At 65.4% G+C, this 25,251-nt stretch carries 19 protein-coding genes, 1 tRNA gene and 2 pseudogenes; 14 read left to right on the top strand and 8 right to left on the bottom strand.

The annotated features are described in order from the left end of the window. The first annotated feature begins 49 nt into the window (after positions 1-49). From CSW60_RS22960 to CSW60_RS23800, 3 genes and pseudogenes are all read left to right on the top strand, one after another. The gene (locus CSW60_RS22960) at positions 50-436 is read left to right on the top strand and encodes a hypothetical protein (RefSeq protein ID WP_143324109.1); all 387 of its coding nucleotides are present in this window, start codon (positions 50-52) and stop codon (positions 434-436) included. Beyond that, a complete protein-coding gene (locus CSW60_RS22955; protein WP_143324108.1) occupies positions 433-1,188 on the top strand; it encodes a hypothetical protein in 756 nt (251 codons plus the stop codon). Before CSW60_RS22960 ends, CSW60_RS22955 begins: the two co-directional genes overlap by 4 nt. Positions 1,189-1,477: 289 nt before the next feature. After that, positions 1,478-1,606: pseudogene (locus tag CSW60_RS23800) on the top strand (hypothetical protein); the annotation flags it as partial. A gap of 34 nt (positions 1,607-1,640) precedes the next feature. On the opposite strand, the gene CSW60_RS02475 reads toward CSW60_RS23800, so the two are convergent. Then, positions 1,641-1,982, bottom strand: a complete 342-nt coding sequence (locus CSW60_RS02475) for a hypothetical protein (protein WP_099535752.1) — start codon at positions 1,980-1,982, stop codon at positions 1,641-1,643. A gap of 199 nt (positions 1,983-2,181) precedes the next feature. Between CSW60_RS02475 and CSW60_RS02470 the strand changes: the two genes are divergently transcribed. Continuing rightward, the gene (locus CSW60_RS02470) at positions 2,182-2,889 is read left to right on the top strand and encodes an EcsC family protein (RefSeq protein WP_099535751.1); all 708 of its coding nucleotides are present in this window, start codon (positions 2,182-2,184) and stop codon (positions 2,887-2,889) included. Positions 2,890-3,307: 418 nt separating this feature from the next. Next, positions 3,308-3,388 (top strand): annotated as a pseudogene (locus tag CSW60_RS23790) (hypothetical protein); the annotation flags it as partial. Positions 3,389-3,663: 275 nt separating this feature from the next. Here the strand turns inward: CSW60_RS23790 and parE are convergent. The 3 genes from parE to CSW60_RS02440 form a co-directional block, all read right to left on the bottom strand. After that, positions 3,664-5,781 (bottom strand): DNA topoisomerase IV subunit B, encoded by a 2,118-nt coding sequence (gene parE / locus CSW60_RS02450; RefSeq protein ID WP_099535750.1) that lies wholly within the window; start codon positions 5,779-5,781, stop codon positions 3,664-3,666. A 201-nt stretch (positions 5,782-5,982) separates the two neighbouring features. Continuing rightward, a complete protein-coding gene (locus tag CSW60_RS02445) occupies positions 5,983-7,335 on the bottom strand; it encodes an amidohydrolase family protein (protein ID WP_099535749.1) in 1,353 nt (450 codons plus the stop codon). Next, on the bottom strand, positions 7,335-8,807 hold the full coding sequence (locus CSW60_RS02440; protein WP_099535748.1) for an amidohydrolase: 1,473 nt from the start codon (positions 8,805-8,807) through the stop codon (positions 7,335-7,337). The genes CSW60_RS02445 and CSW60_RS02440 overlap by 1 nt, the downstream gene beginning before the upstream one ends. A gap of 200 nt (positions 8,808-9,007) precedes the next feature. Here CSW60_RS02440 and CSW60_RS02435 point away from each other — a divergent pair, with 200 nt between their 5' ends. After that, positions 9,008-9,397, top strand: coding sequence for a putative quinol monooxygenase (locus tag CSW60_RS02435; protein WP_099535747.1), 390 nt, complete (start codon positions 9,008-9,010; stop codon positions 9,395-9,397). A 59-nt stretch (positions 9,398-9,456) separates the two neighbouring features. Here the strand turns inward: CSW60_RS02435 and CSW60_RS02430 are convergent, their stop codons facing one another. The 3 genes from CSW60_RS02430 to CSW60_RS02420 all read right to left on the bottom strand — a co-directional run bounded on the left by CSW60_RS02430 (position 9,457) and on the right by CSW60_RS02420 (position 13,733). Further along, positions 9,457-11,637 (bottom strand): TonB-dependent receptor, encoded by a 2,181-nt coding sequence (locus tag CSW60_RS02430; protein ID WP_099535746.1) that lies wholly within the window; start codon positions 11,635-11,637, stop codon positions 9,457-9,459. Between the two features lie 302 nt (positions 11,638-11,939). Then, on the bottom strand, positions 11,940-13,349 hold the full coding sequence (gene glnA, locus CSW60_RS02425) for a type I glutamate--ammonia ligase (protein ID WP_099535745.1): 1,410 nt from the start codon (positions 13,347-13,349) through the stop codon (positions 11,940-11,942). A gap of 45 nt (positions 13,350-13,394) precedes the next feature. Next, positions 13,395-13,733: a P-II family nitrogen regulator gene (locus CSW60_RS02420; RefSeq protein ID WP_099535744.1), complete on the bottom strand. Its 339-nt coding sequence runs from the start codon at positions 13,731-13,733 to the stop codon at positions 13,395-13,397. Between the two features lie 237 nt (positions 13,734-13,970). Between CSW60_RS02420 and CSW60_RS02415 the strand changes: the two genes are divergently transcribed. The 6 genes from CSW60_RS02415 to CSW60_RS02390 all read left to right on the top strand — a co-directional run bounded on the left by CSW60_RS02415 (position 13,971) and on the right by CSW60_RS02390 (position 20,038). Next, positions 13,971-15,521 carry an acetyl-CoA acetyltransferase gene (locus CSW60_RS02415; RefSeq protein ID WP_099535743.1) on the top strand — a complete coding sequence of 517 codons (1,551 nt, stop codon included), beginning with the start codon at positions 13,971-13,973 and terminating at the stop codon, positions 15,519-15,521. A gap of 4 nt (positions 15,522-15,525) precedes the next feature. Next, positions 15,526-16,095, top strand: coding sequence for a histidine phosphatase family protein (locus CSW60_RS02410; protein WP_099535742.1), 570 nt, complete (start codon positions 15,526-15,528; stop codon positions 16,093-16,095). Between the two features lie 10 nt (positions 16,096-16,105). Further along, entirely contained in the window at positions 16,106-17,557 is a 1,452-nt protein-coding gene (locus tag CSW60_RS02405; protein ID WP_099535741.1) for an NAD(P)H-hydrate dehydratase, read from the top strand. Between the two features lie 44 nt (positions 17,558-17,601). Next, positions 17,602-17,686 (top strand) — tRNA-Leu (locus CSW60_RS02400). A gap of 181 nt (positions 17,687-17,867) precedes the next feature. Then, on the top strand, positions 17,868-19,226 hold the full coding sequence (gene tig / locus CSW60_RS02395; RefSeq protein WP_304441749.1) for a trigger factor: 1,359 nt from the start codon (positions 17,868-17,870) through the stop codon (positions 19,224-19,226). A gap of 179 nt (positions 19,227-19,405) precedes the next feature. Beyond that, entirely contained in the window at positions 19,406-20,038 is a 633-nt protein-coding gene (locus CSW60_RS02390; RefSeq protein WP_013079367.1) for an ATP-dependent Clp protease proteolytic subunit, read from the top strand. Positions 20,039-20,118: 80 nt separating this feature from the next. Here the strand turns inward: CSW60_RS02390 and CSW60_RS02385 are convergent, their stop codons facing one another. Next, positions 20,119-20,793: an HAD-IB family hydrolase gene (locus CSW60_RS02385; protein WP_099535739.1), complete on the bottom strand. Its 675-nt coding sequence runs from the start codon at positions 20,791-20,793 to the stop codon at positions 20,119-20,121. Positions 20,794-21,130: 337 nt separating this feature from the next. Between CSW60_RS02385 and clpX the strand changes: the two genes are divergently transcribed. Together clpX and lon are read left to right on the top strand one after the other, a co-directional pair. Next, positions 21,131-22,393, top strand: a complete 1,263-nt coding sequence (gene clpX, locus CSW60_RS02380; protein ID WP_004615159.1) for an ATP-dependent protease ATP-binding subunit ClpX — start codon at positions 21,131-21,133, stop codon at positions 22,391-22,393. Positions 22,394-22,789: 396 nt separating this feature from the next. Continuing rightward, on the top strand, positions 22,790-25,189 hold the full coding sequence (lon, locus tag CSW60_RS02375; RefSeq protein ID WP_099535738.1) for an endopeptidase La: 2,400 nt from the start codon (positions 22,790-22,792) through the stop codon (positions 25,187-25,189). Positions 25,190-25,251 lie beyond the last annotated feature (62 nt).

The raw sequence follows: 25,251 nt of genomic DNA, 5'->3' as shown, positions 1-25,251 counted from the left end.
CCACTTTACAGCCCTAAGGTACACTAGAGATGCGCGCCCGAATCGTAACGTGATCGAATATTTCCTTCCATTCATGGTGGCCGTTATGAAGCTTAGCTTCAGGAACGCGGTTGGCCGCCCATTCGAATGGGTCGTGTTTTGGAAGTCCCTGCTAACATTTCCTGTTGATCTCTCGTTTCTGGGGCTCTCGTTCGCTGCCATTTCCATGACGCGTGTTCAAGAAGTCAGTAAGAATGCACTTAGCGCTAAGGTTGCGTTAAGTATTTTTGTTGCGTGCGTGGTCGGTATTGTTATTCAGCACATTTTGAGCCGCGCTGCCGAAAAGAAATTTGATGACGCTCAGTATGTATTTATGGGAATTTTGGGATTTTTGGGCTACGTTTTAGCAATTTTTGTCCTTGTTGGGACTCTTAATATTCGTGGGGTGGTGTCATGAGTAAAATGATATCCCCGGAAATGTTTATTACTATTGCATCGGCCTTGTCTAGCGCGGCGGCGATGATGGCTGTTCTGGTGGCTATACTTAACAGTCGACGTGATCGTGTTAACAGTTCGAGGTACGACGAGGAGCGCAAGGTAGCGGAGCTGTCTTTGTTGCGAGCATCGTATGAGGACCGCATCTCCGATTTGACTCAGCGATTGACTTCGACCCAGCAGCGCTGGAGCGAAATGAATCATCTCGTTCTGGATGCACAAAGAAGCCAGCCGGCTAATTTCGCTAACTCGTATTCTGGTGGCGTTATTCAGTCTAAAGCTTTCCTGGATTCTATCGGAATTGAAGTTGATGAGATCGAGGTTGATCCAAAGTTTGTATTTATCTTAACGCCTTTCTCGCCTCGCGAGAGTGCCTTTTATGAAGAGGCCGTTCGAGCGGCTCATGATCTTGGGCTTGATGCAAGTCGTGGGGATCGAGAGTTTATTGAGGGCGCTATTCTTCCTCACATTGTTCGTCAAATATTACGTGCACGCTTGGTTATCGCTAATATTAGCGGTCGAAATCCCAATGTTTTTTATGAACTTGGTATAGCTCAAGCACTCGGGAAAGCGACCATTGTCGTTTCGAAGGGGCGCAATAGGGTCGTTCCGTTTGATCTTCGGTCGCGGCGGCTCGTGTTCTTCGAGAGCGAAGAGGAAGATTTGCGCGCGAACCTGCAGAAGGAACTCGCACGGTGGGTTCTTGATCAATAATATTTATTTGGCATGCTCATGCAGTTGAGGCTCTTATAGGCTCGGCCTCTGAGCCGTTCTCTGCGAAATCCCAAGGATAGCCCCCGCGCGGTCCCGTCCTTAAATCTCTTGGAGGCTGCAGCGTGCAGGACTGACCAAGTCAGTCAAGGACGACGCTCCGCGTCGCCGCGCGGCGGCCGCCCGGGTCTCTTGAGTGACTTGGACAGCCCTGCGATCGTCTCGCCGTGAGATGTAAGGAGGGCTCCTTCTCGCGGGCGAGAAGGGACTCCACTAGACCTCCAATAACCTCCGTCATTCCCGCCCTTGTGGCGGGAACCCCTCTATCCGCCGCAAGGGCGGGTGGGGCGGACCGCTGGCGGTCGGCTGGCGTCTCACGTGCCGGCTGAACCAGGGGTTCCCGCCACAAGGGCGGGAATGACGGGGTCTGTTGGGTTTGGGCGGGGAGCCAGGCCTCATCCCGCCGCCCACCGCGCCGCCAGCAGCGCGAACCCCACCAGGATGATCGGCCCGAACACCCGGAAGGTGTGGCGGGTGCAGGCTTCGGGGAAGAAGGTGTCCCAGGCGCCGTCCTTGGTGGCGCCGTACTTCACGGCCATCGCGGTCATCGGGCACTTGAAGCCGCAGGCGGCGAACACGACGCTCTCGGCCGCGACCAGGCCGGCGGCGATCCACAGCCAGGGCCCGGTCGCGCCGGTGATCCCGGCCGCCAGCACGACCAGCGACGCGCCGGCCATCACCACATAGATCACCGTGTGCGCGGCGCGCACCAGGGTCAGGCGCTGGGCGTTGGTCATGCGGCCAGAGTAGCGGCCGGCGACGCGACGGCCAGCGCGGGAGTCTGCGTAGCGCTTCTTCCCCTTCCGTCATTCCCGCCACATGGCTTGCCCTCGGGCCGGCAAAGCCGGTCCCGTGGGGCGGGAATGACGGAGTTTGTTGGTTTGGGGCCGGGACAGAAACCTTCTCCCGCAAGGGGAGAAGGGCTACTTCATAGCCATGCCCCTTTCCCCCGACATCCTGGCCTGGCGCGACGAGATCCTCCGCCCGCCGGGGCCGCTGAACGGCCTGGCGCGGGCCACGCAGCGGCGGATCAACCGGATGATCCCCGAGAAGGTCCACGCCGCGATCACCACGGCCATCGAGGGCATGACGCGCGGCATGCTGACCGGGTCGGACTTTCTGACCGGGGCGCCTCGGCTTGGCCTGTCGCTGGACGAACGGCGGGCCCTGGCGGCCAAGGCGATCGACGGCTGGAAGAAGACGGCCGCCGTCGAGGGCGGGGTGACCGGGGCCGGGGGCTTCCTGGCGGCGGCGGCCGACTTCCCGCTGCTGATGAGCTTCAAGATCAAGCTGCTGTTCGAGATCGCCGCCGTCTTCGGCCACGACGGACGGGCGCTGAGCGAGCGCCTCTTCATCCTGCACATCTTCGAGCTGGCGTTTTCGGACGCCGAGCACCGGGCGGCCGTGATGGCGGCGATGCAGGACTGGGACGCCAAGGCCCATCCGGCCCACCTCGACGACTTCGACTGGCGGGCCTTCCAGCAACAGTACCGCGACCACATTGATCTCGCGAAACTGGCCCAGTTCCTGCCGGTGGTCGGCGCGCCGCTGGGGGCGATCGTCAATTGGCGGCTGGTGGAGCGCCTGGGGCATACGGCGGTGATGGCCTACCGGATGCGGGCCGAGCAGGGGGCGGTGTCCTAAAGTTCCTCCCCCGCGTTGCGGGGGAGGTGGCCCAGAGGGCCGGAGGGGGCCAGCTCGGCCCCCGTCCAGCTCGCCCCCTCCGTCGCTCCGCGACACCTCCCCCGTATCACGGGGGAGGAACTTTACGAGCGTTCGCGGGGCTCTGTTATCCGCGTATCCGGAATCGAACCGAACGATTTCAATCACTTCCCACTTTTACACCCCGCTGCATCATCCGCGTTGAAACCGCCCTTATCCTTGAGCCACCTCGTCGCGAGGAAAGGGCGCGTGGCCAGCGACCATTTGCGGCGGCGGGGGGCGATCGAGCGGGGACAGGTTCGAGGGGGATACTCGGACGGTCCGGGGCTGGGCTTGCTGGGCTCACCCGCCCGCCGTCGGCGTGGTTGAAGGCAAAAGGGCGTGTCTGGCTGGAAGCCCGTCCTCTTCGACCGCTGGGCGCTTGGGAAACCGAGCCGCCCAGGTCCCGGTAAGGCCTGAACAGGGCCACCTGACGGGACGCTGGCGAATAACGGTCGCGCGGAGCGTCGGGCTTCGTCGAAACGGTATTTATCAACTTCTTCCGGACGGATGTCCGGCGCTCCGCGTCCCTTTCCAGACCTTCAGCGGCCGGCCGCGTGAAGCGGCGAGGGCGTGGGTGGAGCGTAGACCAAGATCCTCCCCCGCGACGCGGGGGAGGTGTCGCGGAGCGACGGAGGGGGCAAGCTGGACGGGCGCCGCGATGGCCCCCTCCGGCCCTTTGGGCCACCTCCCCCGCGACGCGGGGGAGGAACTGCGTCAGAGATCCAGGTCCGCCGCCGCGAACTCGGCGTTTTCCTGGATGAAGCGGAAGCGCAGTTCCGGTTTCCGCCCCATCAGGGTCTCGACCAGCTCTTCCACGCTCTCCTCGTGGCGGGGCAGGGTGACGCGGGCCAGGGTGCGTTTGGCCGGGTCCATGGTGGTCTCCTTCAGCTGGGAGGCCATCATCTCGCCCAGGCCCTTGAAGCGGCCGATCTCGGGCTTCTTGCCCTTGAAGACCGTGGCCAGCAGCTCGTCCTTGTGGGCGTCGTCGCGGGCGTACTCGGACTTGCCGCCGTGGCTGATGCGGTACAGCGGCGGCAGGGCCAGGAACAGGTGACCCTGGCGGATCACGTCCGGCATGGTCCGGTAGAAGAAGGTGATCAAGAGGGAGGCGATGTGGGCGCCGTCGACGTCGGCGTCGGTCATGATGATGATCCGCTCGTAGCGCAGATCCTCTTCACGGTACTTGGAACCGCCCTGGGCCCCCAGGGCCAGCATCAGGTCCGACAGCTCCTTGTTGGCGGTGAACTTCTCGCCCGAGGCTGACGCGACGTTCAGGATCTTGCCGCGCAGGGGCAGGATCGCCTGGTACTTGCGGTCGCGGGCCTGCTTGGCGGAACCGCCGGCCGAGTCGCCTTCGACGATGAAGAGCTCGGCGCCGTCGACCGCCCCGCCGGCGCAGTCGGCCAGCTTGCCGGGCAGGCGCAGCTTGCGGGTCGCGCTGGCGCGGGAGACTTCCTTGTCCTTGCGGCGCTTCAGGCGTTCTTCGGCCCGCTCGATGACGAATTCCAGCAGGGCCTGGGCGTTCTTCGGGCTGGAGGACAGCCACAGGTCGAACGGGTCGCGCAGGGCCTGCTCGACGAAGCGCTGGGCCTCGCTGGTGGAGAGCTTCTCCTTGGTCTGGCCCTGGAACTCGGGGTTCTTGATGAACACCGAGATCAGCGCCCCGGCCTGGGCGACGACGTCGTCGGCGGTGATGATCGCGCCGCGCTTCTCGCCCTTGAGCTCGGCATAGGCCTTGAGGCCGCGGGTCAGGGCGGCGCGGAAGCCGCTCTCGTGGGTGCCGCCCTCGGGCGTGGGGACGGTGTTGCAGTACGACTGCATGAAGCCGTCGTGCTCGCCAAAGCCCTGGGGCGTCCAGGTGACGGCCCACTCGACCGCGCCGGCCTCGCCCTGGCGCTCGATGCGGCCCGAGAAGCTCTCGGGCGTGATCGTGGTCAGGCCCTTGGTCCGCTCGGCCAGGAAGTCGGCCAGGCCGTTGGGGAAGTGGAACGTGGCCTCGGGCGGGGTCTGGTCGTGGATGCGGGACGGGTCGCAGGACCATTTGATCTGCACGCCGCGGAACAGATAGGCCTTCGACCGCGCCATGCGGTAGAGGCGCGCGGGCTTGAAGTTCGTGCCGTCGCCGAAGATCTCGTCGTCGGGCTTGAAGCGCACCATGGTGCCCTTCTTCTTCGACGGACCGACCTGCTGGATTGGCCCCAGCGGCTTGCCGCGGGCGAAGACCTGGAGGTGCTCGAAGCCGTCGCGCCAGACGGTGACCTCGACGCGCTCGGACAGGGCGTTGACGACGCTGGCGCCGACGCCGTGCAGGCCGCCGGACGTCTCGTAGGCCTTGCCCGTGAACTTACCGCCGGCGTGCAGGACAGTCATGATGACCTCCAGCGCCGACTTGCCGGGGTACTTGGGGTGCGGGTCCACGGGCATGCCGCGGCCGTCGTCCTTGACCGACAGGAAGCCGTCGGCGTCGAGCTTGACCTCGATGGTCTTGGCGAAGCCGGCCACGGCCTCGTCCATCGAGTTGTCGAGGACTTCGGCGAACAGGTGGTGCAGGGCCCGCTCGTCGGTGCCGCCGATGTACATGCCCGGCCGCTTGCGGACCGGCTCCAGGCCCTCCAGCACCTCGATGTCGGCGGCCGAGTACTCGCCGGGCGCCCCAGAAGACGAGGGGGCCTTGGCGGCGGGGGCGGGCTTCGACGACGGGGGCGGCGGCGGGATCGGACGCGGTGTCGGCTCGACGCGCGGCTCGACGCCGCTCAGCAGCGGCGCGGCCGGAACCGGGGCGAGGGCGTCGTCGTCGCCAAACAGGGAGGGGGTGTTATCGGAGGAGGACATCAGCGGAAGTCTAGGCGATTCGAACGCGGGGGCCTCGTATGGCGGGCCCGGCTTCCCCTGAAAAGAGAAAGTTGGGGACGCCCCCTCCGTCACGAGGCTTCGCCTCGCGCCACCTCCCCCGCTTCGCGAGGGAGGAAGAGAGCATCCTCCCCCGTGGAACGGGGGAGGTGGCCCGGAGGGCCGGAGGGGGCGCTATCCCGCCTACCGGTAAGCCGGCGGATAGCCGCTCTGGTCGCCGGCGACGTAGCGGGCCTTAAGCTGCTCGTGGCGGCTGTCCTTGGGCTGCTCGACGCCGCCGACCAGGACCGTGGTCGGCCAGCTGGTGGTCTCCAGCGGGTCGCCGTTCCAGACCACGACATCGGCCAGCTTGCCGACCTCCAGCGAGCCGATCTTGCCGTCCTGGCCCCACATCTTGGCCGGGACCAGGGTCACGGCGGCCAGGGCGGCCGAGTAGGGCAGGCCGTTGGCGACCGCGAGGCCGGCGTTGAGGCGCTCCTGGCGCAGGTTGTTGAAGTCTCGCGAGCCGTTGATCGCCACCGGCACGCCGGCGGCGTGCAGCCGGGCGGCGTTGTCGAGGCGCGAGCCCAGGGTCTCGAAGCTGCCGGGCAGGTCGTCCTGCGGATCGACGATGACGGGCACGCCGGCCTTGGCGATCTCGGGGGCGACGATCCAGCCTTCCTCGACGCCTTCGAGGATGACCTTGATCTTCTCCTCGGCCGCCAGCTTCAGCGCCTGGCGGATGTCGGCGGCGCGGGAGACGCGGATCAACAGCGGCGTCTTGCCTTGCACGACGGGGATCAGGGCCTGGAGGTCCAGGCGCGAGAGCCCGAAGTCGCGGGTGGCGCCTTGCTCGAACGCGGCGCGGCGAGCGGCGAAGGCGCGGGCGTCCTCGAGGGCCGAGCGGATCAGGACAAGGTCCGCGCCGCGCGAGCCGCCGGCCGCCCGGGCCCCGCTCTCGCCGAGCGAGACGGTGACGGCCAGCTTGGAGGCCTCGACGATGTCGGGCGCGCCGGCCTTCAGGCGGATGAAGGCCGCCTGGCCGCCGAACAGCGGCGGATCGCCGTCGCCGGTCTTGCCGGCGGTCATCTCCTCGACCACGCCGTCATCGGCGTGCTCGTGAGCGCCGCCGCCGGTCCCGGTCAGCACCGGCGTCACCGCCGAGCTGGTGATCCCGCCGTCGCGGGCCAGGCCGATGAAGGTCGAGGCCGGGTTGATCCCGTAGCTGATGTCGAAGGCGGCCGAGAGGGCGCTGCCGGTGCCGTCGTCGCGGGTCTCGCGCACGCCGTTGACCTCGGCGGCGCCGAGGTTCGAGGACGGGGCGATGAAGCCCGGGGTGACCACGCCGCCCTTGGCGTCGATCACCTTGGCGCCGGCGGGAACCGTGACCTTGGCGCCGAGCGCGGCGATCTTGCCGTCCTTGATCACCAAGGTCCCGTTCGGGATCGCGGCGCTGGAGACCGGCTCGATGCGAGCGTTGACGATGGCGACCGTCTGGGCCGCCGCGGGGAGGGCCAGGGCGCAGGCGGCGCTGGCGAGAAGCAGAGACCGGATCATCAGTTGAACGCTCCTTGGCCGGGTTGGCCGAGCTCGAAATCGGACTTGGGCTGGAAGCGCGCGTCCTTGCGATCGTAGATCAGCGCGCCGTCGATGAAGACCTTCTCCGCCTGGGCGTAGACGCTGAACGGGTCGCGGCTCCAGACCACGATGTCAGCGGCCTTGCCGGGCTCCAGGCTGCCGGTCTTGTCGCCGATGCCCATGGCCTTGGCCGGGTTGGCCGTGATCCACTTGATCGCCTCGGCGCGCGGGATGTCGATGCCGAGCTTGGCGCCGGCGGCCATGGCGACCGCGGCCTCCTGGTTCAGGCGCTGGGTCATGATCGGATCATCCGAGTGGATCACGACGCAGGCGCCGTTCTTCCACAGGATCGCGGCGTTGGCGTCGATGCCGTCCAGACTTTCCATCTTGAAGCCGGTCCACGACGCCCAGGTGGCCGAGCAGATGCCTTCCTTGGCCAGCAGGGGCGCGATCTTGTAGCTCTCGATCGCGTGGTGGAACATCGTGATCTTGTAGCCAAACTCCTTGGCGATATCGATCATCGTGGCTTCTTCGTCGGCCCGGTAGCAGTGGTTCTGGACCAGGATCTCGCCCTTCAGCACGCCGGCCAGGGTCTCAAGCTGCAGGTCACGCTTGGGCGGATCGGCCTTCTCGCCTTTCTGCTGCTTGGCGCGGAAGTCGTCCCATTTGCGGGCGTAGTCGGCCGCGTCGATCCAGGCCTTGCGATAGCCGAAGACGTTGCCCATCGCCGTCGAGGGCGAGCGACCCCGGCCGCCATAGACGCGCTTGGGGTTCTCGCCGCAGGCCATCTTCAGGCCGTAGGGCGCGTCCGGGAACTTCATGCCCTGCGTCGTCAGCGACGGCACGTTCTTCAGCGTCACCGAGCGACCGCCGAACAGGTTGGCCGACCCCGGGAGGATCAGCAGGGTCGTGACGCCGCCGGCGCGGGCGCGGTTGAAGCCCGGATCCTGCGGCCAGACCGAATGCTCGGCCCAGACCTGGGCGGTGTTCGGGTCGGTGGCCTCGTTGCCGTCCGAGCGCGCCGAGACGCCTGGCGAGGGATAGACGCCAAGGTGGCTATGGGCGTCGATGACGCCAGGCGTGATCCACTTGCCGGTGGCGTCAACCTTGACCACATCGGCCGGGATCGGAGTGTCGGGGCCGCCGACGGCCACGATCTTGCCGCCCGAGGCGATCACCACGCCATTCTCGATCTGCTGACCGGTCGCGGTCAGCACGGTCGCGCCGACAAAGGCGGTGGGGCGCGACGGGAACGGCTTGTAGGTCGACGGGAAGCCGCTGGAGGCCTGACCGTCCAGGCCCTTGGGCAGCGGCTTGATCTCGGCCTTTTCAGCGGGCTTGGCGGCCGCTTGGCTGGGTTTGGCGGGAGCGTTCGTCCCGGTGGTCGCGCAGGCCGAAAGCCCCAGCGCGAGGAGGCTCGCGGCGGTCGCCGCGTAACGCCATCTGATCATGAAAAACCCCGACTCTCCAAGAGGGCGAAAGGACAAACGAAAAGTCGCGGCTTATCAAGTCGGACAATGTTCGATGAAGCCGTTCGCCCGCGAAAAACTTGCGCTTGCCGTAGGGAGCCGCGCCTGTCGCCCGCTATGCTGGCTGCTGACATGATCCGGCGCGCCACGGTTCATACCGACCTGGCGAATGGAAGAGACTGATGGGGATCGCAATGAACAGGCGAGGGGCGCTGGCGGGCGGCTTGGCGGCCATGGCCCTTTCTGGAGCGGCGCAATCTCAGGAGAGGAAACCCATGTACGGATTGATTGGTCAGATGCTCGCCGCGCCCGGTAAGCGAGACGAGCTCCTGGCGATCCTTGGCGAAAGCACCGCCGGAATGCCGGGTTGCCTGAGCTATGTGATCGCCAAGGATCCGGCGAACGCCGACGCGCTCTGGATCACCGAGGTCTGGACCGACAAGGACGCTCACGCCGCGTCGCTGAAGCTGCCCGCCGTGCAGGCGGCGATCGCCAGGGCCCGACCGATCATCGCGGGCTTTCCGCAGCATTTCGAGACCGAGCCGGTGGCGGGGCAGGGGCTGAAGGGCTGAAGGCAAGAAAAAGGCCGCGGATCGCTCCGCGGCCTTCGTGTTTCCGGGGTCTTTCGACCTTAGAAGTGGGTGTCGATCGAAACGCCGATCACGCGCGGCTCGTTGACGAACGCGGTCAGGTTGTTGAAGTCGATCGCGCCCTTGATGTTGCTCTCGTTGGTGATGTTGCGGGCGAAGGCCGCCACTTCCCAACCGTCTTGCTTGTTGGCGTAGCCCAGCTTCAGGCCGCCCTCGAAGTCGCCCTTCGTGTAGAACTCCTTCGACTGGTACAGGAAGATGTTGGTGTAGCCCTGAACCTTCCAGTCGGTGTAGGCGAACAGCTCGCCTGAGGCGATCGGGTAGCTGTAGCGAGCCGTGAAGTCGAAGGTGTACTTCGGCGCGTTCGGGAACGGGTTGCCGTTCACGAGGGCCTGGCCGGCGGCGTTCAGCGGGTCGGTCACGGTGCAGGCGGCGCAGGGGGCCACGGCCAGCGTGCTGTCCTTGATCTTCGTGTGGGCGTAGCTGTAGCCAGCCGTGACGACGAAGTTCGGGGTGACCACGAACTCGCTGTCCAGTTCCAGGCCGTAAGCTTCGCCCTTCTTGGCGTTGATCAGGCGGTTGGAGTTCGAACCGCCGCCGACGGCGCTGAATTGCGGGTCGTCGATCGTGTAGGTGAAGACCGCGCCGTTCAGGCGGATGCGACGGTCGAACAGCTCGCTCTTCAAGCCCACTTCATAGGACATGATCGTTTCGGACTTGGCGGTCGAGGCCGGCGAGCCAAAGGCGATGTCGCGTCCCTGGATCGACGGACCACGGAAGCCCGAGGCGACCTTGGCGTAGACGCTGACCGTCTCCTGCAGCTTGTAGAACGCTGACAGATCCCAGCTGACTTGCGAGTCCGAAACCGAAACGGACGGCGCCGCCGTCGGGCTCGACACGACGTTCATGTCCTTGTCGTCGTCGGTGTAGCGCAGGCCGCCGGTCAGGGTCAGCTGGTCGTTGACCGCGTAGGAGGCTTGGCCGAACACCGCCCAGGCCTTGTTCTTTTGGCGCAAGGTGGTCGCCGGCATGTAGAATGGGTCGGTGCGGATGTCGTACTTGGTGTCGAAGTAGAAGCCGCCGACCTGCCAGGACAGCGGGCCGTCGGTATCGCTGGCCAGGCGAACTTCCTGGGTCCATTGGAACAGGTTCTTGATGCCGTCACGGGTGTTCGATTGGAACGGGATCACGCCCGGACCGGTCGGGTTGCCGCCGTCGATGTCGCCCAGGCTGGAGCCGTGGGTGTTCTCGTAGGCGGTGATCGAGGTCAGCTTGGCGCCGTCGAAGTCGTACTGAATGTTCGCCGACGCGCCGTAGCCCTTGTACTTCTGCGGGTTGTTGGCGGTGTTGTCGTAGGCGACCTTTTCACGGTCATAGTTGCTGTTGAGCTTGTTCGAGCCCTTGGTCAGCACGTTGGCGCGGAACACGGCGGCGGTGCCGTCCAGGTCGCGGGCGTGGACGTTGAACAGGGCCGACAGCTTGTCGTTGGGCGTGAACAGCACCTGCAGGCGGCCGGCCTTCTCGTCGAAGCCGCCCAGAGCGTCGTTTTTCTTGGTGTAGGTGTTGTCGATCCAGTTATCGCGGTGCTGGATCAGGACGGAGGCGCGAGCCGCGACCTTGCCCTCGACCAGGGCGCCGCCGACGCCGCCGTCGAAGGTGATGGTGTTGTAGCTGCCGTAGGTGGCCGTCGCGCGGCCCTTCATCTCTTCGGTCGGCTTGATGGTGTCGAACTTGACGATGCCGGCGGTCGTGTTGCGGCCGAACAGCGTGCCTTGCGGGCCGCGCAGGACTTCGACGTGGTCGAGGTCGTAGATCGGCGAGCTCTTCAGCACGACGTTCTCGAGGACGACTTCATCCTGAATGATGGAGACGGGTTGCGAGGCGGCCAGGTCGAAGTCGGCGTTGCCCAGGCCGCGGATGTAGAAGCGCGGCGCGGCGCGGCCGTTGGAGGACTCGGCGTAGAGGCCCGGAGCCTTGGCCGAGAGCGCCAGGATGTCTTCGCCGGCGGCGAAGGTCGATTGCAGCTTTTCGCCGCCGAGGGCGGCCACCGAGACCGGGACGTCCTGCAGGTTTTCACTGCGCTTCTGGGCGGTGATGATGATCTCGCCGACCTTGGTGTCTTGGGCGAACGCCGCGGGCGCGATGGCCATCGCCGAGGCGAGGGCGGTCAGGCCGCACGACACCGTCAGGGCGTGACGAAGGGAGCTGTTGAGCTTGGGCATGGAGAGATCCTGTTGTGAATCTTGGGCGCCGGGTCGCTCGTTCTGACTGGAGCGTTGGCGGCGATTCCGATGGCGCTGCGATAGGCCAAGTTTTGGCCCCGCGGATATCTCTCGCCACGCGATTTAGATCGAAACAGGCCGATTACGTCGGTTCTGTTGCGAAGTTGCGACATTTTTGTTCAGGCGCTGCCTGTAAGTAATAAATCATTCTCATTTTTTGGCCGCGTCTTCTTGCGGCGCGAAACGAAAAAGGGCCGGAGATCTCTCTCCGGCCCTCGTCAGCGGTCTAAACGCCTAGGCGATTAGCACTTGTAGTACATGTCGAATTCGACGGGGTGCGGGTGCAGTTGCAGACGCATCACCTCTTCCATCTTCAGCTCGATGTAGCTGTCGATGAAATCATCATCCATGACGCCGCCGGCCTTCAGGAAGGCGCGGTCCTTGTCCAGGTTCTCCAGGGCTTCGCGCAGCGAGCCGCAGACTTCCGGGATCTTCTTCTGCTCGCGGGGCGGCAGGTCGTAGAGGTTCTTGTCGGCCGGAGCGCCCGGATCGATCTTGTTGATGATGCCGTCCAGGCCGGCCATCAGCAGGGCGACGAAGGTCAGATAGGGGTTGCCCATCGGGTCGGGGAAGCGGGCTTCCAGGCGCTTGGCCTTCGGCGAGTCAACGTGCGGGATGCGGATCGAGGCCGAGCGGTTGCGCGAGCTGTAGGCCAGCTTCACCGGGGCTTCGTAGCCCGGCACCAGGCGCTTGTACGAGTTCGTCGTCGAGTTCGAGAACGCGTTGATGGCCTTGGCGTGCTTGATGATGCCGCCGATGTACCACAGGCATTCCTGCGACAGGCCAGCATACTTGTCGCCGGCGAACAGCGGCTTGCCGTCCTGCCAGATCGACTGGTGCACGTGCATGCCCGAGCCGTTGTCGGCGAACATCGGCTTGGCCATGAAGGTGGCCGTCTTGCCGTAAGCCGCGGCGACGTTGTGGATGACGTACTTATAGAGCTGCATCCGGTCGGCCATGGTGACCATGGTGTCGAACTTCAGGCCGAGTTCGTGCTGGGCCGGGGCCACCTCGTGGTGGTGCTTTTCCGGCTTCATGCCCAGCTCGCCCATGACGGCCAGCATTTCGCCGCGCAGGTCCTGGCAGCTGTCGACCGGGTTGACCGGGAAGTAGCCGCCCTTCGGGCCCGGGCGATGACCCATGTTGCCTTCCGGATATTCCTTGCCCGAGTTCACCGGCAGTTCGGTCGAGTCATACGAGTAGCCGGTGTTGTGCGGGGCGGTCGACCAGCGCACGTCGTCGAAGATGAAGAACTCGGCTTCCGGGCCGAAATAGACGGTGTCGCCCACGCCGGCCGACTTCAGGTAGTTCAGCGCGGCCTTGGCGATCGAGCGCGGGTCACGGTTGTAGGGGGTGCCGGTGTCGGGGTTCACGACGTCGCAGAACAGCGCCAGCGTGGTCTGCTGATAGAAGGGGTCGATGATCGCGCTCGACAGGTCCGGACGCAGCTTCATGTCCGACTCGTTGATGGCCTTCCAGCCGGCGATCGACGAGCCGTCGAACATGGTGCCGTCGTTCAGGAAGTCATCGTCGACCAGGTCGATGTCGAACGTGACGTGTTGCATCTTGCCGCGCACGTCGGTGAAGCGGACGTCGACGTACTTGACGTCCTTTTCCTTGATCAGGTTCAGGATATCCTTGGCGGTGGTCATTCCGTATCCCCTTTGTAGAACTCTCGTAAGTGTTGACGGTCTGGCCTAGACGGCGGCCGGACCGTTTTCTCCGGTTCGGATGCGGATCACTTCCGCGATCTCCGAGACGAAAATCTTGCCGTCGCCAATGCGGCCGGTGCGGGCGGCGCGGGTGATGGCTTCCAGCGCGGGCTCGAGCTGGCTGTCCTCGACAACCACCTCCACCTTTATCTTGGGGAGGAAATCCACAACGTACTCGGCGCCGCGATACAGTTCGGTATGGCCCTTCTGGCGGCCATAGCCCTTGGCTTCGAGCACGGTCATGCCCTGGACGCCCATGTCCTGCAGGGCCTCCTTCACCTCATCCAGCTTGAACGGCTTGATGATGGCTTCGATCTTCTTCATCGGTTCCACTTTCGGGCCCGTCGGCGGCAAAGCGCCTTCTCTGAGCGGGCAACCATCACGGCGCCCTCGGGGCCGCAAGCGAGTGCTGTCGACAAAACTGACCGAACGGTTGACTTGCGAGCGCCTGTTCAAAAATTACGCTGAAGGCGCCGCTTTTTGGTGCATTCGCGGAATGCCGTCCAAATGAGCTTGCGACGAGCGGTTTCGCGCCTAGGATCGCCTCCAACGATCGTTTGAATGGGGGCGGAAATGCGCGACGACACGCCGGTTTTGATCGGCGCGGGCCAATTCACGTATCGCGGAGATGCGGGAAATTCGCCGCCGCCTCTCGAACTGCTGAAAGTTGCGGCGGAACGCGCCGCGCTCGATGCCGGGCTGAAGGGGTCTGTTCTTGCCGATCTGGACGCATTGGCGGTCGTGGCGTTCAGCATCGACGCTCCTGGAGGGTTGTCTAAGCTACCGTTGCCCAGGTTGAGCGACCCGCCGGGCTCGCTCGCCCGCGCCGTTTCCGCCTCGCCAGCCTGGAGCGTTTATACCGAGACAGGGGGGAACAGCCCTCAGCAAGCGGTCAACATCGTCTGCGAACGGATCGCCCGCGGGGAGTCGCAACTGGCGCTCGTCAGCGGCGCGGAGTTTCTGGGCTCGCTGATGAAGCGGATGAAGGCCGGCCTTGGTTTTGACGGCTGGGCCGACGACATCGACAGCAAGCCCCAGCGGATCGGCGACCCTCGCCCGGGCGTGACGCCACAGGAGGCGGCTCACGGGCTGGGCTATCCGGTCAACACCTACCCGCTGTTCGAGAACGCGCTGCGGGCCCGGGACGGCCGCTCGATCGAAGACCACCAGAAGGCGTTGGGCGCCTTTTTCGCGCCCTTCACCAAGGTGGCCGCCGCAAATCCCTATGCTTGGTTCCCGGTGGAGCGCTCGGCCGAGGAACTGGTCACGGTCACGGACCGCAACCGCATGGTCGGGTTCCCTTATCCGAAGTACCTCAACGCCATCATGGAGGTGGACCAGTCCGCCGCTGTCCTGATCGCCAGCGTCCGCAAGGCCAGGGAGCTGGGCGTCCCTCAGGATAAGTGGGTCTTCCTGCACGGCTGCGCCGACGCATCGGATCTCTGGTATCCGCTGGAGCGGCAGAATTACCATTCCAGCCCCGCCATGCGCCTGACCGGAGAGCGGGCCTTCGAAATGGCCGGGATCACGGCGGCGGAGCTGTCGTTGATCGATCTCTATTCCTGTTTCCCGTCGGCCGTGCGGATCGGGGCCGAGGAACTGGGCCTGGCGCTGGACGATCCGAGAGGGCTCACCGTGACCGGCGGCCTGCCGTATTTCGGCGGTCCTGGAAACAACTACGCCCTTCACGCGATCGCCGAGATGGTGACCCGGCTGCGAGAGCGGCCGGGCGCCTATGGCCTGTCGACCGCCAATGGCTGGTTCCTGACCAAGCAGTCCGTCGGGATCTATTCGACCAAACCCGTCGAAGGTCGCTGGGAGCGGCAGGCGCCGTCCGTGATCCAGGCCCAGATCGACGCCTTGCCCCATCCCGAGATCGTGGAGAAGCCGGAGGGGCGGGCGCGGATCGAGACCTACACGGTCGTGCATGGCCGCGAAGGCGTTCGCATGGGCATCGTGATCGGCCGAGACGCCCAGGATCGCCGCTTTGTCGCCCAGACGCCGGACGACCCAGCCGTGTTGAAGGACCTGGAGATGCGGGAAGGCGTCGGCCGAACGGGACAGGTCGGGCCGCATCCGGACGGCGTTCGCAACCTCTTCACGCCGGACTGAGCGCATGGGCCTCATTCACGTCATCCGTCATGGCAAGCCCGCGTCGACCTGGGGCGGATCCGATGACGATCCGGGTCTGGACGCGGTAGGCCTGGAGCAGGCGAGGGCGGTCGCCCGCGAGATCATGGCGCTGCCGATAGGGGAAAGGCCGGACCGCGTGGTGTCATCGCCTCTGCGGCGGTGCCGCGAAACCGCAGCGCCCTTGGCCGAGGCCCTGGGCGTGGAGGTCGAGATCGATCCGCGGGTGGGCGAAATCCCGACCCCCGCAGCCCTGTCCGCCGCCGAACGACCCGAATGGCTTCGACAGGCCTTCGGGGGGCTTTGGACCGAGGTCGTCGGCGATCTAGACTACGCGGCCTGGGCGCAAAGCGTGGCGAGAGCGCTAACGGATCACCAAGGAAAGGCGGTGTTCAGCCATTTCGTCGCCTTGAACGCTGCGGTCGCGACCGCGATGGAAGACCCGCGCGTCGTGGCCTTTCGCCCGGATCACTGCTCCCGGTCGGTTTTCCGCGTGAAGGAGGGCCGCTTGATCCTGGCGGAGAAAGGGCGCGAAGCTCAGAGCCAAGTGCTTTGAAGGAGTCGCCGTGGCGCGAGAGATTCTGACCGTCGCCCAGATGGCCGCGGCCGACCGCGCCGCCGTCTCGAATGGTACGCCGACCCAGGTGCTGATGGAGCGCGCGGGCGAAGCGGTCGCTACCGCGATCCGAGATCGGTATGCGCGGCGCCCGATCGTTGTGTGGTGCGGACCGGGCGACAACGGCGGCGATGGCTATGTCGCGGCCCGTCACCTGAAGCGTCGAGGATGGCCCGTCGTGGTGGAAGCGGCCTATCCTCCGGCGACCGAGGCCGCGCGATGGGCCGCTTCGCGCTGGAAGGGCGAGGTTCGACCGCTGTCGGTGCGGCTCGAGCCCGGACATCTTTACATAGACGCGCTGTTTGGCGCGGGGCTCTCGCGGCCGCTTGAGGGGCAGGTCGCCGAGCTCGCGCGGGCCGCGCAAGAGGTCAGGATCCACGTCGTGGCGGTCGATACGCCCTCTGGCGTCCATGGTGACACGGGGCGAGCGCTGGGCGGCGTCGCCTTCCGCGCCGAGACCACGGTGACCTTCCATCGTCGAAAGCCCGCTCACGTCCTGGCCGAGGGGCGGGCGGCCTGCGGCGAGATCGTGCTGGCGGATATCGGGCTGGAGACGGTCGACTCTATTGATCTGTTCGAGAACGACCCTGAACTCTGGCTCCCGCGCTTTCCCTGGCCGGCCTTCGACGCCCACAAGCATAGCCGGGGACGGCTGAAGGTCGTCAGCGGCGAAGCCTGGAGCACAGGCGCGGCCCGACTTTCGGCGCGCGGCGGACTGCGGATCGGCGCGGGCGCTGTAACGGTGCTGTCGCCGCCAGGCGCGCTGGCTGTGAATGCGGCGCACCTGGAGGCGATCATGCTGGCGCCGTTCGAGTCCGACGCCGAGCTCGCCATGGCGGCCGAGGAGGCGGACACGGTGATCATCGGACCGGCCGCCGGTGTCGGCGAGGCGACGGCGCGCAATCTGCAGGCCTTGGCCCGCACCGGCGCGGCGATGGTCGTGGACGCCGACGCGCTGACCAGCTTCCGTTATGATCCGGAAGATCTGTTCGCCTGCCTGGATCGCGACGATGTTCTGACGCCGCATCCGGGAGAGTTCGAGCGGGTGTTCCCGGGGCTGTTGGCCAAGTCGCCGGAGCGGATCACGGCGGCGCGCGAAGCGTCTCGACGGGCTGGCGCGGTGGTGCTCCTGAAGGGGCCGGATACGGTGGTGGCGGCGCCGGACGGCCGGGCGTCCGTCCTGCTGAACGGAGCGCCTTGGCTGGCGACCGCGGGCTCGGGCGACGTGCTGGCCGGTTTCATCGGCGGCCTGATCACCCAGGGCATGGAGAGCTTCGAGGCCGCCTGCGCCGGCGCCTGGATCCACGCCGCATGCGGCGCGCGCCACGGGCCGGGCCTAATCGCGGAGGATCTCCCTGGACTGGCGCCCGCCGTTCTGGCCGAGCTTTACGCGAAACGCTGAGCGGACTTGCGCCGCGCGCTCCAAGTCCGTAATCCCCACCGAACGCGGATGTGGCGAAACTGGTAGACGCACTGGATTTAGGTTCCAGCGCCGCGAGGCGTGGAGGTTCGAGTCCTCTCATCCGCACCACTCTTCTCACCGGGCTTTCGGGCCCGTGTGAGTTTTATCGCCGCCGCTCTTGGATGCTCGCGCACGTCGTGACATAAGGGCGCTCTTTCGCCGCCCCGGTCCTCGCGGGCGGCGTCGATCTTTTGGACCCCAGGGCGGAGCTCGGGCGCCCGGCGCCCCGACCCGAAAATTAAGAATGTCGATGCAGATCGTTGAAAAGTCGGGCGAAGGCCTCAGCCGCGTTTTTGGCGTCACGGTGCCCGCGAGTGAACTGGCCACGCGTCTGGATGCGCGGATCGCCGAAGTCGCCCCGCAGATGAACGTGAAGGGCTTCCGTCCCGGCAAGGTGCCGACGGCCCACGTCCGCCGCATGTATGGCAAGGCCCTGATGGGTGAAGTCATCGAGCAGGCGCTGAACGAGACGACCCAGAAGGTCCTCGAGGAGAACAAGCTGCGTCCCGCTGGTCAGCCCGAGCTGAACCCGTCGTCGGACATGGAAAAGGTCATCGCCGGCGGCGAAGACCTCGCCTTCGAACTGGCCGTTGAAGTGATGCCGGAGTTCGAGCCGATCGACCCGGCCTCGATCGAGCTGGTGAAGCCGGTCTACAAGGTCACGGACACCGAAGTCGACGAGGCCCTGGACGAGCTGGCCAAGCAGGCCCGCACCTACGAGCCGCGCACGGGCAAGACCGTGAAGGCCAAGGATGGCGATCAGCTGCTGATCGACTTCGTCGGCACGATCGACGGCGTCGAGTTCGCCGGCGGCAAGGCCGAGGGCGCCGAGTTGGTCCTGGGTTCGGGCCAGTTCATCCCGGGCTTCGAAGACCAGCTGGTCGGCGCCAAGCCGGGCGACGAAATCGTCGTGAAGGTGAAGTTCCCGGAAGAATACCAAGCCAAGGACCTGGCCGGTAAGGACGCCGAGTTCGCCACCAAGGTTCAGGAAGTCCGCGCTCCGGTCGACGGCAAGGCCGACGACGAGCTGGCCAAGCGCCTGGGTCTGTCGGACCTGGCCGCCCTGAAGGAACTGCTGCGCTCGAACCTGTCGGGCCGCTACGACAACTCCTCGCGCTTCAAGCTGAAGCGCGCCCTGCTGGACGTTCTGGACACCAAGCACGACTTCCCGCTGCCGCCGCGCATGGTCGAAGCCGAGTTCGCCGGCATCTGGCAACAGGTCGAGGCGGACAAGGCCCGCGGCGGTCTGCCGCCGGAAGACGCCGAGAAGTCGGACGACCAGCTGCAGTCGGAATACCGCAAGATCGCCGAGCGCCGCGTGCGCCTGGGTCTGGTGCTGGCCGAGATCGGCCGCAAGAACGACGTGGTCGTCACCGACCAGGAACTGACCGACGCCATCATGCGCGAAGCTCGCCAGTACGGCGCGCAAGCCCAGCAGGTGTTCGACATGTACCGCCAGCGCGCCGACCTGCAGGCCGCCCTGCGCGCCCCGATCTACGAGGACAAGGTCGTCGACCTGATCTTCGGCAAGGCCAAGGTCGAGGAAAAGGAAGTCTCCAAGGACGAGCTCCTGGAAGAAGACGACCTGCCGGAAGGCTACGGCGGCTAATCGCCGGCGAAGGCTTGTGAAACGAGGCGCGGTTCGAAAGGGCCGCGCCTTTTTTCATGTCCGGAGGTTTTCGCCCGCGCCTTGCAACCTGTTAAGCGCCACGCGATATGCGTTGTCGACGGCGCGCTGAGGCTGATTCGTTCTTGCGCGACCAAGACACACGAAAAGGGTGATGCCCCATGATGTACGATCCGGTTTCGACGGCCATGAACCTCGTGCCGATGGTGGTCGAGCAGACCAGCCGCGGCGAGCGCGCGTTCGACATCTTCTCGCGGCTGCTGAAGGAGCGGATCATCTTCCTGACCGGTCCGGTCGAAGACGGCATGGCCAGCCTGATCTGCGCGCAGCTTCTCTTCCTGGAGTCCGAGAACCCCAAGAAGGAAATCGCCATGTACATCAACTCGCCGGGCGGCGTGGTGACGGCGGGCCTCGCAATCTACGACACCATGCAATACATCAAGAGTCCGGTCTCGACGGTGTGCATGGGCATGGCCGCCTCGATGGGCAGCCTGCTGCTCGCCGCCGGCGCCGCCGGCCAGCGCATCAGCTTGCCCAACGCCCGCATCATGGTGCACCAGCCGTCGGGCGGTTTCCGCGGCCAGGCCTCGGACATCGAGCGTCACGCCGAGGACATCATCAAGACCAAGCGTCGCCTGAACGAAATCTACGTCAAGCACTGCGGCCGGACCTATGAAGAGGTCGAGCGCACGCTGGACCGCGACCACTTCATGAGCGCCGACGAAGCCAAGGCCTGGGGCCTGGTCGACCACGTCTACGACAGCCGTGAAGCGGCCGAGGCCGGCGCCGAATAGGGCGCTGCTCAGCTAAAGAAAGAGCCGCCGGTCATCCGATCGGCGGCTTTTTTCTTGTCCGGAGGGTGCGGCTAATCCGCTCAGGTGACCGGCTTGCCCCGGAAGATCCGGTAGCCCTTCTCCTCGGCGATCGCGAGCATTTCGGTGTCGCCCGAGGTGTCGCCATAGGCCGCCGTCAGATGCACGTCGGGGCCGAAGACCTCTCGCAAGCGGACGACCTTTTCCTTGGCGCGGCAGTTGGCGCCGTCGAGCCCGCCCAGGATCCGGCCATCCTCCGAACAGGTCAGCCGCGTGCCGATCAGGACGTCGGCGCCGAGGCCTCGGGCGAACGGGGCCACGGTGATTTCCGGCGAGGCGGTGACGATCGCGATCCGCGCGCCCTTGGCTCGCCAGGCGCGCCAGACAGCCACGGCGTCAGGGCGCAGCATGGACGGCGCGAAGGCCTGGGCGAAGGCGCGGGCGTCGGCTTCGATCTCGGCGACCGTCGCGCCCTTCAGGAACTCGCGAACCGCCGCAGCCTTGAGTTTTCCGCGGTTGCGGTCGAACACATAGGTCAGCAGGGCGGGGGTCAGGCGCAGCACGCCGCGCGTCCATCGCCGGGGCCCGGCGCGCCACTTCAGGAACGCGTTGAAGCTGTCCTTGACCGTCAGGGTGCCGTCGAAGTCAAAGGCGACCAGCGCGCGCTCATGACCCATTTCGCCGGTCATCGGGCGCGAGGCGCTCAGCCCCTTCGACATCAACGAACGCTTGGCCATCGACCTTCCATGCCGTCGCGAGACGCGCGCCGGTTCCACACGATTCCAGTCCTCGTAATAAGGGCTTCGAGGGATGGCGGTAAGGGCCAAGTCGCGCAGCGCTTGCACCCGAGCGCCAATCGCCCAATTTAGATGGCGAGGTCATGACACGATCCGGCGCGTTGACGCGTTTGAGGCGGGAAAGGCGCTGGCAAGGCTTGTGAAGCGCGCCCGGATCGGGGAATGTCAAGGATTAGACAACTCCCGGCGTATATCCTGGCTGCTTCGGTGGCGGCTTATGCGCTCGGAGGGGCGTCTCGGCGTTAAGCCGTATGTCGCCATAGTGTGAGAAGCGATCATGACGAAAGCCGCGAGCGGCGACACGAAAAGCACTCTCTACTGTTCTTTCTGCGGAAAGAGCCAACATGAGGTGCGCAAGCTCATCGCGGGACCGACGGTGTTCATTTGTGATGAATGCGTCGAGCTCTGCATGGACATCATCCGCGAAGAGCACAAGATCGCCTTCGTGAAGTCCAAGGACGGCGTGCCGACGCCGCGCGAGATCTGCGAAGTCCTGGACGATTACGTGATCGGGCAAGGCCACGCGAAGAAGGTCCTCGCGGTCGCCGTCCACAATCACTACAAGCGCCTCAACCACGCGTCGAAGAACAACGACGTCGAACTGGCCAAGTCGAACATCCTGCTGGTCGGTCCGACCGGCACGGGTAAGACCCTGCTGGCCCAGACCCTGGCTCGAATCATCGACGTGCCGTTCACGATGGCCGACGCCACGACTCTGACCGAGGCCGGTTACGTCGGCGAGGATGTCGAGAACATCGTGCTGAAGCTGCTGCAAGCCGCCGACTACAACGTCGAGCGCGCCCAGCGCGGCATCGTCTACATCGACGAAATCGACAAGATCAGCCGCAAGTCCGACAACCCCTCGATCACTCGCGACGTGTCGGGCGAAGGCGTGCAGCAGGCCCTGCTGAAGATCATGGAAGGCACCGTCGCCTCCGTACCGCCGCAAGGCGGGCGCAAGCATCCGCAGCAGGAGTTCCTGCAGGTCGACACGACGAACATCCTGTTCATCTGCGGCGGCGCCTTCGCCGGGCTCGAGAAGATCATCTCGGCGCGCGGCGCGGCCAAGTCGATCGGCTTCGGCGCCAAGGTGACCGATCCGGAAGAGCGTCGCACGGGCGAGATCCTGCGCAACGTCGAGCCGGACGACCTGCAGCGCTTCGGCCTGATCCCGGAATTCATCGGTCGTCTGCCGGTGGTCGCGACCCTGGAGGACCTCGATGAGGCCGCCCTGGTCAAGATCCTGACCGAGCCGAAGAACGCCTTCGTCAAGCAGTACCAGCGCCTGTTCGAGATGGAGAACATCGGCCTGACCTTCACCGACGACGCCCTGCACCAGGTCGCCAAGAAGGCCATCGCCCGCAAGACCGGCGCGCGGGGCCTGCGTTCGATCATGGAAGGCATCCTGCTGGAGACCATGTTCGAGCTGCCCAACTACGAGGGCGTCGAGGAAGTGGTGGTCAACGCCGAGGTCGTCGAAGGCCGGGCTCAGCCGCTGCTGATCTACGCGGAGAAGAAGGGCGGCGCGGCCTCGGCCTGATCGCCCGTTTCCTGAGATCGAGGGCGCGTCTTCCCTGTGGAGGCGCGCCCTTTTTCGTGGATAACCCGCTTTGGGGCATAGCGTTGTCCCGACGCTGAGGCGTGGGCGCCACAGCCTCGTGAGGCGAGAGAAAGCGCTTTAAAGTCCAGATCTTGGATGAACTCGCCCCGCGGCCGTTCACAAGGGGCATGCCCGTTTCAACTTGACCGGACATGCGCGACCTCTCGCCGCTGTGAGGCGAGTGCGCTTGAACCCTGTTGTAAAACGTCCACATAAATAACGACATTCCGCCCAGTCCAGGGCGGACGGGCCGATCGACTCAGGCGCATCGTCTGACGTGACGGCGGCCCGCATGGCCAAGGCGCTTCCCCCGCCGCGGCCGGGAGTATTGAGCACATGTCCGAACTACGTACGCTTCCTGTCTTGCCGCTGCGGGACATCGTTGTTTTCCCGCACATGGTGGTGCCGCTCTTCGTGGGCCGCGACAAATCCGTGCGCGCCCTCGAGGAAGTGATGCGCGGCGACAAGCAGATCCTGCTCGTGACGCAGAAGAACTCGGCGGATGATGATCCGGCGCCGGGCGACATCTTCGACGTCGGCGTGCTGGCCACCGTCCTGCAACTGCTGAAACTGCCCGACGGCACTGTGAAGGTGCTGGTCGAGGGCAAGGCCCGCGCGGCCGTCGTGAAGTTCACCGACCAGGAGGCCTATTACGAAGCCCAGATCGGTGAAGTCAGCGAGGACGAAGGCGCGGGCCCCGAGGCCGAGGCCCTGTCGCGCGCGGTCGTCGAGCAGTTCGAAAACTACGTCAAGCTGAACAAGAAGGTGCCGCCGGAAGCGCTCGCGTCGATCCCGCAGATCGCCGAGCCGGGCAAGCTGGCCGACAGCATCGCCGCGCACCTCTCCGTCAAGATCGGCGACAAGCAGAACCTGCTGGAGATCTTCGACGTCGTGAAGCGCCTGGAAAAGGTCTTCGCCCTCATGGAAGGCGAGATCTCGGTGCTGCAGGTCGAGAAGAAGATCCGCTCGCGCGTGAAGCGCCAGATGGAGAAGACCCAGCGCGAGTACTATCTGAACGAGCAGATGAAGGCGATCCAGCGCGAGCTGGGCGATCCGGATGACGCTCGCGACGAGCTGATCGACCTCGAAAAGCGCATCAAGAAGACCAAGCTTTCGAAGGAAGCCCGGACCAAGGCCGAGGGCGAGCTGAAGAAGCTGCGCAACATGAGCCCGATGTCGGCCGAGAGCACGGTGGTCCGGAACTATCTGGACTGGCTGCTGTCGATCCCATGGGGCAAGGCCAAGACCAAGAAGATCGACCTGAATGAGGCCGAGGAAATCCTCGACGCCGATCACTACGGTCTGGAGAAGGTCAAGGAACGGATCCTTGAGTACTTGGCCGTCCAGGCGCGGACCAATTCGCTGAAGGGGCCGATCCTGTGCCTCGTTGGTCCTCCCGGCGTCGGCAAGACCTCGCTGGGCAAGTCGCTGGCCAAGGCGACCGGCCGTGAGTTCGTGCGCATGAGCCTCGGCGGCGTGCGCGACGAGGCCGAGATCCGCGGTCACCGCCGCACCTACATCGGCTCGATGCCCGGCAAGGTCATCCAGTCGATGAAGAAGGCCAAGACCACGAACGCCTTCGTCCTGCTGGACGAGATCGACAAGATGGGCAGCGACTATCGCGGGGATCCCGCCTCGGCGCTGCTGGAAGTGCTCGATCCGTCGCAGAACTCGACGTTCGGCGACCACTACCTGGAGGTCGACTACGACCTGTCGCAGGTGATGTTCGTCACGACGGCCAACAGCCTGAACATGCCCCAGCCGCTGCTGGACCGCATGGAGATCATTCGCATCCCTGGCTACACCGAGGATGAGAAGCTGGAGATCGCCAAGCGGCACATCCTGCCGAAGCTGGCCAAGGATCACGGCTTGAAGCCGGCCGAGTTCATCGTGCCGGACAAGGCGATCCGCGACCTGATCCGCTACTACACCCGGGAAGCCGGCGTGCGGTCGTTGGAGCGGGAGCTGGGCGCCCTGGCGCGCAAGACGGTCCGTGACCTGGCCCGCGAAAAGCTGGCCTCGATCACGATCGACGACGAGCGTCTGGCCAAGTACGCGGGCGTCAAGAAGTACCGCTATGGCGAGACCGACGAGGTCGACCAGGTCGGCATCGTCACCGGTCTGGCGTGGACGGAATTCGGCGGCGACATCCTGACCATCGAAGCCGTGAAGATGCCGGGCAAGGGTCGCATGCAGATCACCGGCAATCTCAAGGACGTGATGAAGGAGTCGATCGCGGCGGCCAACAGCTACGTCCGCTCGCGGGCGCTGCAGTTCGGCGTCAAGCCGCCGGTCTTCGAGAAAACCGACGTGCACATCCACGTGCCGGACGGCGCCACGCCCAAGGACGGTCCGTCGGCCGGTATCGCCATGGCCCTGGCCATGGTCTCGGTGCTGACCGGCATCCCGATCCGCAAGGATATCGCCATGACCGGCGAGATCACTCTGCGCGGCCGGGTCACCGCCATCGGCGGCCTGAAGGAGAAGCTGCTGGCGGCTCTGCGCTCCGGCGTGAAGACCGTGCTGATCCCTCAGGAGAACGAGAAGGACCTCGTGGACGTGCCTCAGAGCGTCAAGGACGGCCTGGAGATCATCCCGGTCTCGACGGTCGACGAAGTGCTCAAGCACGCCCTGACCGGTCCGCTCACGCCTGTCGAATGGAACGAGGCCGAGGAGCCGATTGCTGCGTCTGCGAAGAAGGATGAGGGCGACAGCGACGCCATCCTGACGCACTAAGCGTAACTTATTGATGATAACTTATGCGGCGCGGGAGTTTCCCGCGCCGCTCTCGTTTGACG

Source organism: Caulobacter sp. X (genome assembly GCF_002742635.1).
In the GTDB taxonomy this organism is placed as follows: Bacteria; Pseudomonadota; Alphaproteobacteria; order Caulobacterales; family Caulobacteraceae; genus Caulobacter.
Note: the sequence above shows the minus strand (reverse complement) of the source record. Positions and strands in the feature narration are given on the sequence as shown.

Excerpts from the sequence above, each read along its gene's own strand:
- CSW60_RS02420 (WP_099535744.1), bottom strand. The coding sequence starts at position 13,733 with ATGAAGAAGATCGAAGCCATCATCAAGCCGTTCAAGCTGGATGAGGTG.
- tig (WP_304441749.1), top strand. The coding sequence starts at position 17,868 with ATGCAGATCGTTGAAAAGTCGGGCGAAGGCCTCAGCCGCGTTTTTGGC.
- lon (WP_099535738.1), top strand. The coding sequence starts at position 22,790 with ATGTCCGAACTACGTACGCTTCCTGTCTTGCCGCTGCGGGACATCGTT.
- glnA (WP_099535745.1), bottom strand. The coding sequence starts at position 13,349 with ATGACCACCGCCAAGGATATCCTGAACCTGATCAAGGAAAAGGACGTC.
- CSW60_RS02475 (WP_099535752.1), bottom strand. The coding sequence starts at position 1,982 with ATGACCAACGCCCAGCGCCTGACCCTGGTGCGCGCCGCGCACACGGTG.
- CSW60_RS22955 (WP_143324108.1), top strand. The coding sequence starts at position 433 with ATGAGTAAAATGATATCCCCGGAAATGTTTATTACTATTGCATCGGCC.
- CSW60_RS02410 (WP_099535742.1), top strand. The coding sequence starts at position 15,526 with ATGGGCCTCATTCACGTCATCCGTCATGGCAAGCCCGCGTCGACCTGG.
- parE (WP_099535750.1), bottom strand. The coding sequence starts at position 5,781 with ATGTCCTCCTCCGATAACACCCCCTCCCTGTTTGGCGACGACGACGCC.
- CSW60_RS02390 (WP_013079367.1), top strand. The coding sequence starts at position 19,406 with ATGATGTACGATCCGGTTTCGACGGCCATGAACCTCGTGCCGATGGTG.
- clpX (WP_004615159.1), top strand. The coding sequence starts at position 21,131 with ATGACGAAAGCCGCGAGCGGCGACACGAAAAGCACTCTCTACTGTTCT.
- CSW60_RS02415 (WP_099535743.1), top strand. The coding sequence starts at position 13,971 with ATGGGGGCGGAAATGCGCGACGACACGCCGGTTTTGATCGGCGCGGGC.
- CSW60_RS02435 (WP_099535747.1), top strand. The coding sequence starts at position 9,008 with ATGGGGATCGCAATGAACAGGCGAGGGGCGCTGGCGGGCGGCTTGGCG.
- CSW60_RS02440 (WP_099535748.1), bottom strand. The coding sequence starts at position 8,807 with ATGATCAGATGGCGTTACGCGGCGACCGCCGCGAGCCTCCTCGCGCTG.
- CSW60_RS02445 (WP_099535749.1), bottom strand. The coding sequence starts at position 7,335 with ATGATCCGGTCTCTGCTTCTCGCCAGCGCCGCCTGCGCCCTGGCCCTC.
- CSW60_RS02470 (WP_099535751.1), top strand. The coding sequence starts at position 2,182 with ATGCCCCTTTCCCCCGACATCCTGGCCTGGCGCGACGAGATCCTCCGC.
- CSW60_RS02385 (WP_099535739.1), bottom strand. The coding sequence starts at position 20,793 with ATGGCCAAGCGTTCGTTGATGTCGAAGGGGCTGAGCGCCTCGCGCCCG.
- CSW60_RS02430 (WP_099535746.1), bottom strand. The coding sequence starts at position 11,637 with ATGCCCAAGCTCAACAGCTCCCTTCGTCACGCCCTGACGGTGTCGTGC.